Annotated in this window: 7 protein-coding genes and 1 rRNA gene; 5 read left to right on the top strand and 3 right to left on the bottom strand. The window is 45.1% G+C overall.

The window, feature by feature from the left end:
- Nucleotides 1-179 (top strand): transposase (locus L1D55_RS26120; RefSeq protein WP_239919395.1); only part of this gene is annotated, 179 nt, incomplete at its 5' end.
- 95 nt (nt 180-274) lie between these two features.
- On the opposite strand, the gene L1D55_RS26115 is transcribed toward L1D55_RS26120, so the two are convergent.
- From L1D55_RS26115 to fadB, 3 genes are all read right to left on the bottom strand, one after another.
- Nucleotides 275-1,255 (bottom strand): MDR family oxidoreductase, encoded by a 981-nt coding sequence (locus L1D55_RS26115; RefSeq protein ID WP_061033939.1) that lies wholly within the window; start codon nt 1,253-1,255, stop codon nt 275-277.
- 242 nt (nt 1,256-1,497) lie between these two features.
- On the bottom strand, nt 1,498-2,661 hold the full coding sequence (gene fadA / locus L1D55_RS26110) for an acetyl-CoA C-acyltransferase FadA (RefSeq protein ID WP_239919394.1): 1,164 nt from the start codon (nt 2,659-2,661) through the stop codon (nt 1,498-1,500).
- A 26-nt stretch (nt 2,662-2,687) separates the two neighbouring features.
- A complete protein-coding gene (gene fadB, locus L1D55_RS26105) occupies nt 2,688-4,859 on the bottom strand; it encodes a fatty acid oxidation complex subunit alpha FadB (RefSeq protein ID WP_102425458.1) in 2,172 nt (723 codons plus the stop codon).
- A 227-nt stretch (nt 4,860-5,086) separates the two neighbouring features.
- On the opposite strand from fadB, the gene L1D55_RS26100 reads away from it, so the two are divergent.
- From L1D55_RS26100 to L1D55_RS26085, 4 genes are all read left to right on the top strand, one after another.
- Nucleotides 5,087-5,710, top strand: coding sequence for a YigZ family protein (locus tag L1D55_RS26100; RefSeq protein WP_239919393.1), 624 nt, complete (start codon nt 5,087-5,089; stop codon nt 5,708-5,710).
- Nucleotides 5,711-5,744: 34 nt separating this feature from the next.
- Nucleotides 5,745-7,202: a TrkH family potassium uptake protein gene (locus L1D55_RS26095; RefSeq protein ID WP_239919392.1), complete on the top strand. Its 1,458-nt coding sequence runs from the start codon at nt 5,745-5,747 to the stop codon at nt 7,200-7,202.
- 10 nt (nt 7,203-7,212) lie between these two features.
- Nucleotides 7,213-7,740 (top strand): menaquinone-dependent protoporphyrinogen IX dehydrogenase, encoded by a 528-nt coding sequence (hemG, locus tag L1D55_RS26090; RefSeq protein WP_239919391.1) that lies wholly within the window; start codon nt 7,213-7,215, stop codon nt 7,738-7,740.
- 452 nt (nt 7,741-8,192) lie between these two features.
- A 16S ribosomal RNA gene (locus L1D55_RS26085) occupies nt 8,193-8,479 on the top strand; the annotation flags it as partial.

The raw sequence follows: 8,479 nt of genomic DNA, 5'->3' as shown, positions 1-8,479 counted from the left end.
CTTTAAAACTCTTTAGTAAATTTCCATATTTAAGGAGAAACAAACTCTGGGGTAACCACTTTTGGCAAAGGGGCTATTTTGTCGATAGCGTAGGGGTTAATGAAGAAATCATTCGACGCTATGTAAGACATCAAGAGAAAAAAGAGCGCGTGGAGCAGCAGCAACTGGCGTTGGACTAAACAAAGGCCCCCTTTTAGGGGGCTCACACAAAGCCACCTTCTTTAGAAGGTGGTAATTTACTTTTCTTGCATGTCGCACTTTAGAGTGCGAGCGATTATAGCTTGATAACTACACGGCCTGTAATTTGACCATTAGTGATGTCTTCTGCCGCTTGAATCGCGTCATCTAGAGATACTTCTTTTGTCGCGCTGTTGTAGAAAGACTCAGGTAGTAATTCAGCCAGTTGTTCCCACGCTTTAATGCGTTTTTCACGAGGGCACATAACAGAATCAACACCTTGTAGGCGAACGTTACGTAGAATGAATGGCATTACCGTAGTTGGTAAGTCAAAACCACCTGCTAGACCACAGATAGCAACCGCACCGTTGTAATCAATTTGTGCCAATACTTTCGCAAGTACTTTGCTGCCTACAGTGTCGATAGCACCAGCCCACATTTGTTTCTCAAGTGGTTTCGCTGGCTCTTCTAGTTCAGCACGCTCAACAATGCGAGTCGCACCTAGTGATTTTAATAGCTCACCATTTTCTGAAGCTCGACCTGTTACTGCTGCTACTTTGTAACCTAGCTGGTTTAGTAGAGTGATAGACACGCTACCTACACCGCCACTTGCACCAGTCACTAAGATTTCACCGTCTTCAGGTTTGATGCCTGCATCGACAATAGCTTGAACACAAAGCATTGCTGTGAAGCCGGCTGTACCAATCGCCATTACTTTCTTAGCATCTAGACCTTTAGGCATAGGCACTAACCAGTCACCGTTTAGGCTTGCTTTCTCAGCCATGCCACCCCAGTGACCTTCACCAACACCCCAACCAGTTAGAACCACTTCGTCACCTGCTTTGTAGCGAGGGTCATCAGATTGTGAAACCACACCAGAAAGGTCAATACCAGGAACCATAGGGAAGTTGCGAACAATGCGCCCTTTACCTGTAATCGCCAAACCATCTTTGTAGTTCAAAGAAGAGTAGCTTACATCGATCTTCACGTTACCTTCTGGTAATTGAGACTCTTCAATTTGAGAAACTGATGCGATAGTTTTTTTGTCTTCTTGGTTTAGTACAAGTGCTTTAAACATGATCTGCTCCATGGGAGAAATATTAGGAAACTGAAGTAACTTTAGTTGAATCGTTGGAGAAAAAATAATGAAACATCAACATTGAATCTATGCGTTTTATGCATAGATGTCGTTGGCTACTTTCCTCCTGATTCGGTTCGCTGAACGAACCTATCGTTTTCTGATAGCTGGAAATAAAAAGTGCAGCTATATAAAGATAGCTGCACATAAGATTATCCGACAAATATTACTGTCGATGAGTGCTATGGGCGTTCAAATACCGTTGCAATACCTTGGCCTAAACCAATACACATGGTTGCTAATCCGTATTTCACGTCTTGCGCTTCCATTAGGTTGATTAGGGTTGTAGAGATACGAGAACCTGAACAGCCTAGTGGGTGGCCGAGTGCAATGGCACCGCCATTTAGGTTCACTTTTTCGTCAACCACATCCAGTAGACCTAGATCCTTAGCACAAGGTAGAGATTGCGCCGCGAACGCTTCGTTCAGCTCAATCACACCCATGTCTTCAATCGTTAAACCTGCACGCTTCAGCGCTTTTTGAGTTGCAGGTACTGGGCCGTAACCCATGATTGAAGGATCGCAGCCTGCGATAGCCATAGACTTAACGCGAGCACGAATCTTAAGGCCCAGTGCGTTAGCTTTCTCTTCACTCATGATAAGCATTGCCGATGCACCATCAGATAGGGCAGATGAAGTACCTGCCGTTACTGTACCGTTAGCTGGGTCGAACACTGGGCGCAGTTGAGATAGGCCTTCAACCGTTGTTTCTGGACGAATAACTTCATCGTGATCCAGTGTAAACAGCGAACCGTCAGCAGCGTGACTTTCTGTTGGTAGAATTTCGTTTTTGAAACGACCTTCAACCGTTGCCGCATGTGCACGGGCGTGTGAACGTGCAGCGAATGCATCTTGGTCTTCACGGCTAATACCGTGCAGTTTGCCAAGCATTTCAGCGGTTAGGCCCATCATGCCTGCCGCTTTTGCTACGTTCTTTGACATACCAGGGTGGAAATCAACACCGTGTGTCATTGGTACGTGACCCATGTGCTCCACACCACCGATCAGGCAAATTTCTGCATCACCAACCATGATAGAGCGAGTCGCATCATGCAGAGCTTGCATAGATGAACCACATAAACGGTTAACTGTGACAGCACCAATCTCAATCGGTAAACCAGCCAGTAGAGCTGCGTTACGTGCAACGTTGAAGCCTTGCTCTAGTGTTTGCTGTACACAGCCCCAGTAGATATCTTCAATCTCTGAAGGGTTCACTTCTGGGTTACGCTCTAAAATACCTTTCATTAAATGTGCAGACAGATCTTCAGCACGAGTGTGACGGTAAGCTCCACCTTTGGAACGTCCCATTGGGGTGCGAAGGCAATCAACAACAACTACATTATTCATTTTGCTATTCCTTTTCCAAATGTGGGTTACAGAGAACTTGCTTGTTGAGCGTCGTAAAAGCTTTCGCCTTTCTCTGCCATATCAAGCAATAGTTGAGGAACTTGGTACATTGCACCTAAGTCTTGGTAGCCCTTCGCCATTTCTACGAAGTTACCAATACCCACACTGTCTAAGTAGCGGAATACGCCGCCTCGGAATGGAGGGAAGCCTAAACCGTAAACCAGTGCCATGTCCGCTTCTTGCGGTGTCGCGATGATGCCTTCTTCTAAACAAAGAACGACTTCGTTGATCATTGGAATCATCACACGTTGGATAATTGTTTGGTCATCAAAATCTTGTGGTGCTTGGCATACGTCAGCCAAGATAGGAAGAATGTCTTCTGAGAAGGTCTTCTTCGGACGACCACGCTTGTCTACGCTGTATGTGTAGAAACCGCTACCGTTTTTCTGACCGTATTTTTCAGCAACGTAAAGTGCATCAATCGCATCACGACCTTCTTTGCCCATACGCTCTGGGAAACCTTGCGCCATCACAGCTTGTGCGTGGTGTGCAGTGTCGAGGCCTACAACGTCTAGTAGGTAAGCTGGACCCATTGGCCAACCGAACTTGCGTTCCATGACTTTATCGATCTTAGTGAAATCAGCACCGTCGCGTAGCAACATGCTGAAACCGCCAAAGTAAGGGAAAAGTACACGGTTAACGAAGAAGCCTGGGCAATCATTTACCACGATAGGAGATTTGCCCATCTTCGCTGCGTAAGCTACAACGCGATTAATCGTTTCTTCTGAAGTGTGCTCGCCACGGATGATCTCAACCAAAGGCATGCGGTGCACTGGGTTAAAGAAGTGCATACCACAGAAGTTTTCTGGGCGTTTCAGAGATTTCGCTAGCAGGTTGATAGGAATCGTAGAAGTATTTGACGTCAGTACTGTGTCTTCACCGACTAGACCTTCCACTTCGCTCAGTACCGCAGCTTTTACTTTCGGGTTCTCGACCACGGCTTCTACGACAACGTCTGATTGCTCAACACCAGCGTAATGCAGGCTTGGAGTAATCGAAGACAGGATGCCTGCCATCTTGAAACCATCTAGGCGACCGCGAGATAGACGCTTATTCAATAGTTTAGATGCTTCATTCATACCAAGGTCAAGCGATGCTTGTGCGATATCTTTCATCATCACTGGCACGCCTTTCAGTGCAGATTGGTAAGCAATGCCGCCACCCATGATGCCTGCACCTAGTACAGCAGCACGTTGAGTGTCTTTGGTTGCTGATTTACCTGCTTTTTTAGCAAGACCTTTGATGTATTGATCATTTAGGAACAGACCAACCAGTGCTTTCGCTTCTTCTGATTTCGCCAGCTTGATGAAGTGTTTACGTTCGATATCGAGCGCTGCATCACGATCGCTGCGTGCTGCTTCTTCAATAGCAATGACTGATGTGATCGGAGCTGGGTAGTGAGGGCCGGCTTTTTGAGCAACAAGGCCTTTCGCCATGGTAAAGCTCATCATCGCTTCGAGTTTGCTTAGCGATAATGCTGATGTTTTTTGTTTACGGCGTAATTGCCAGTCTAGTTTTTCATTGGCAGCCAGAGAAACGGTATTGATTGCCGACTCTAGCAGTTGGTCTGTTTCTACAATCGCGTCTAACAAGCCAATTTTTAGTGCTTCATCAGCTCGGCATGCTTTGCCTTGAGTGATGACTTCCATTGCACTGTCAGCACCGATAACGCGAGGCAGGCGCACACAACCACCAAAGCCAGGCATGATGCCAAGTTTGGTTTCAGGTAAACCAATGCTGGTGGTCTTGTCACCGATACGGAAGTCAGTTGCCAATACACATTCACAACCGCCGCCTAGGGCATGGCCGCGCATCATTGAAAGAGTTGGAACAGGAAGGTCTTCTAGCTTGCTGAAGATGGAGTTTGCAAATCTTAACCATTCATCAAGTTCTGCTTCTGGCTTAGCAAATAGGCCAAGAAATTCAGTGATGTCTGCGCCTACAATGAATGCGTCTTTGTTTGAAGTTAAGATTAAACCACGTAGTCCTGCGTGAGCTTTAAGAGCGTCTAACGCTTTGTCTAGTGATTCTAAAGTAGCAAGGTCGAGTTTGTTTACAGAGGCAGGAGCACAGAAGCTTAATTCTGCAATGCCATCTTGTAATTCCTTTACCTGTAGGGTGTTAGCTTGGTAAATCATTGTCTATCTCCATGACATACAATCCACGATTGTTTGAGAGAATCTTGTTGTCTTTCTATTATTGTAGAATACCTGGTAAGACCAGTTATTCTAGTCTGTACCTCTGCAAGATGAATTTCAATACATTTTTTAAACAATTGTTTAACATTGTGCGATGGCACAGATCCTCTAACCCTTATTATTCACGCGTGATACACTTCGCAGCTCTTATTAATTAAGTTAACGATATGAATGAACAGCCTTATTTAATACCGTCAGCTCCGGCTCTGTTTGAAGAAGAGATCAAGAAGAGCATCTTTATTACTCACCTTGCGCATACTCCAAGTGTAGAAGCCGCAAAGCAGTTCGTAGAGCAGGTAAAAAAAGAGCACGCTTCAGCGCGACATAATTGTTGGGGCTTTGTTGCTGGTCGACCTGAAGATTCAATGCTTTGGGGCTTCAGTGATGATGGAGAACCATCGGGCACGGCGGGTAAGCCTATCTTGGCGCAACTGTCGGGTTCTGGCGTAGGTGAATTAACGGCTGTCGTCACGCGTTACTCTGGTGGAATTAAGCTTGGAACCGGTGGTTTGGTTAAAGCTTATGGTGGTGGAGTACAACAAGCTCTCAAGCTGCTTCAAACTATCGAGAAAAAAATAACCACAAAATTACGGCTAGAGTTAGACTATGGCTTTGTGCCAATCGCACAATCCATTATGGCTCAGCATCAGGCTGTTGAGATCCAAGCGGATTATGGTGTGCAAGTTGAGCTTATTATTGAGATAGAGCTCCTTCAGGTAGATGCATTTACCCAAACCATGATCAATAAAAGTGGTGCCAAGGCACTGGTAACGAAAGTAAAAGACAACTAGGAAGTGTGAAGCATTTCGCTTCGTTCAATAGCTCATGCAATTTCGCTCAATTATTCGAATCGTCGGATTATTATTAGCACTTTTTAGTGTATCAATGCTCGCACCTGCGTTAGTCGCCCTGATCTATCGAGATGGTGCGGGTGTGCCATTCGTGACGACTTTCTTTGTTCTGTTATTTTGTGGCGCGATGTGTTGGTTTCCAAACCGACGTTATAAGCATGAGTTAAAAGCGCGCGATGGCTTTTTGATCGTAGTTCTTTTTTGGACGGTAATCGGTAGTGCGGGTGCTTTGCCATTTTTGATCGCTGATAACCCGAATGTTTCAGTTACTGATGCCTTCTTCGAATCCTTTTCTGCACTAACCACTACCGGTGCAACGGTGATCGTTGGCCTTGATGACTTACCTAAGGCGATCTTGTTTTATCGCCAGTTCCTGCAATGGTTCGGTGGTATGGGTATCATCGTATTGGCGGTAGCCATTCTTCCTGTTCTGGGCATCGGTGGCATGCAGCTGTACCGAGCTGAAATTCCAGGCCCAGTAAAAGACAGTAAAATGACCCCGCGTATCGCTGAAACAGCAAAAGCGCTGTGGTACATCTATCTCAGCCTAACCATTGCTTGTGCGGTAGCGTTTTGGCTCGCCGGCATGAGCTTCTTTGATGCAATCAGTCATAGTTTCTCTACTATTGCTATTGGTGGCTTCTCGACTCACGATGCAAGTATGGGCTATTTCAACAGCCCTGCAATAAACATGATTACTGTGGTGTTCCTGCTTATATCAGCATGTAATTACTCTCTTCACTTTGCAGCATTTGCTTCAGGTGGTGTGCATCCTAAGTATTACTGGAAAGATCCTGAGTTCCGTGCCTTTATCTTTATTCAGGCAGTATTGTTCTTGGTTTGTTTCTTATTGCTGCTCAATCACCATTCTTATGATTCGTACTACGACGCTTTCGACCAAGCCTTGTTCCAAACTGTGTCTATCTCTACGACCGCTGGTTTTACAACGACAGGTTTCTCTGAGTGGCCCCTGTTCTTACCCGTACTGCTTTTATTCTCTTCTTTTATAGGGGGATGTGCAGGTTCTACGGGCGGTGGTATGAAAGTGATTCGAATCTTGCTACTTACTCTGCAAGGTGCTCGTGAAATGAAGCGTCTTGTTCACCCACGCGCTGTCTATACCATCAAGGTTGGTGGCTCTGCACTATCACAACGTGTAGTAGATGCTGTCTGGGGCTTCTTCTCTGCATACGCATTAGTGTTTGTGGTTTGTATGTTAGCTCTTATTGCAACCGGTATGGATGAGTTGAGTGCTTTCTCTGCCGTAGCGGCAACGTTGAATAACCTTGGCCCTGGCCTTGGTGAAGTCGCGGTGCACTTCGGCGATGTGAACGACAAAGCTAAATGGGTACTTATCGTATCTATGCTGTTTGGCCGATTAGAAATCTTCACTTTATTAATATTATTGACCCCTACGTTTTGGCGTAGCTAAGGACAACATTGTGGCAAAAGCTCTATTTTTATATTCAAGCCGTGAAGGGCAGACCAAGAAAATCTTGAACTATATAAAAGAAGAAATGAGTGAGTTCGAGTGTGAGCTTCAAGATCTGCATACTATTGGCAAGGTAGACTTTGCTCAGTACGACAGAGTGTTGATTGGCGCATCGATTCGTTATGGCCACCTTAATAAGAAGCTATATCAATTTATTGATGCCAATCTTACTCAGTTGCAATCAAGCAAGGTTGCGTTCTTCTGCGTGAACTTAACGGCGCGTAAAGAAGACCAAGGCAAAGATATACCAGAGGGTAGCGCTTACATTAAGAAGTTCCTCATCAAGTCGCCATGGCAGCCGACCTTAATAGGTGTATTTGCAGGTGCCCTCTATTACCCACGTTATAACTGGTTCGATAGAACCATGATCCGCTTTATTATGAATATGACTGGTGGTGAAACGGATACAACGAAGGAAGTTGAGTATACAAACTGGGAAAAAGTCTCTTTGTTCACTGAAAAACTAAAGAATATGTAAGAGAAAAGCCTACTTTTGAGGCGTTTTGAGTTCTTTTTAATCGAACGAATAAAAAAACGAAAAAAACTTAAAAAAGGGCTTGCCAGTGTGATCGAAATCTCTATAATGCCACCTCGCTGACACGGGATGGCTTCTTAGGAAACCAAAACGAATCAGCAAGCCAAATTAGCCAAGCCAAGCGCTTGAAAAAAGTTTTGAAAATAGTGGTTGACACTAAAACTTAAATCGCTAAAATGGCCGTCCGATTTGAGCGAAGCTCAAAAAGGAAAAGCTCTTTAACAATTTAAACCTATCAATCTGTGTGGGCACTCGTTGATGAATATCAAAATTGATTCTTAGGAATCACATTGATTTCAATGAACTGAGTGACCAATTCGAATCGTAAGATTCGGCACAGTCAATTCAACATTACTATGTAATGTAATCAGTATTCATTGAGTCGACAAAATCTTAAATTGAAGAGTTTGATCATGGCTCAGATTGAACGCTGGCGGCAGGCCTAACACATGCAAGTCGAGCGGAAACGAGTTATCTGAACCTTCGGGGAACGATAACGGCGTCGAGCGGCGGACGGGTGAGTAATGCCTAGGAAATTGCCTTGATGTGGGGGATAACCATTGGAAACGATGGCTAATACCGCATAATGCCTACGGGCCAAAGAGGGGGACCTTCGGGCCTCTCGCGTCAAGATATGCCTAGGTGGGATTAGCTAGTTGGTGAGGTAATGGCTCACCAACAA

The organism is Vibrio sp. Isolate22, assembly GCF_022398115.1.
In the GTDB taxonomy this organism is placed as follows: Bacteria; Pseudomonadota; Gammaproteobacteria; order Enterobacterales; family Vibrionaceae; genus Vibrio.
The sequence above is the reverse complement of the archived record's forward strand: the minus strand, read 5'-3'. Positions and strand labels throughout refer to the sequence as shown.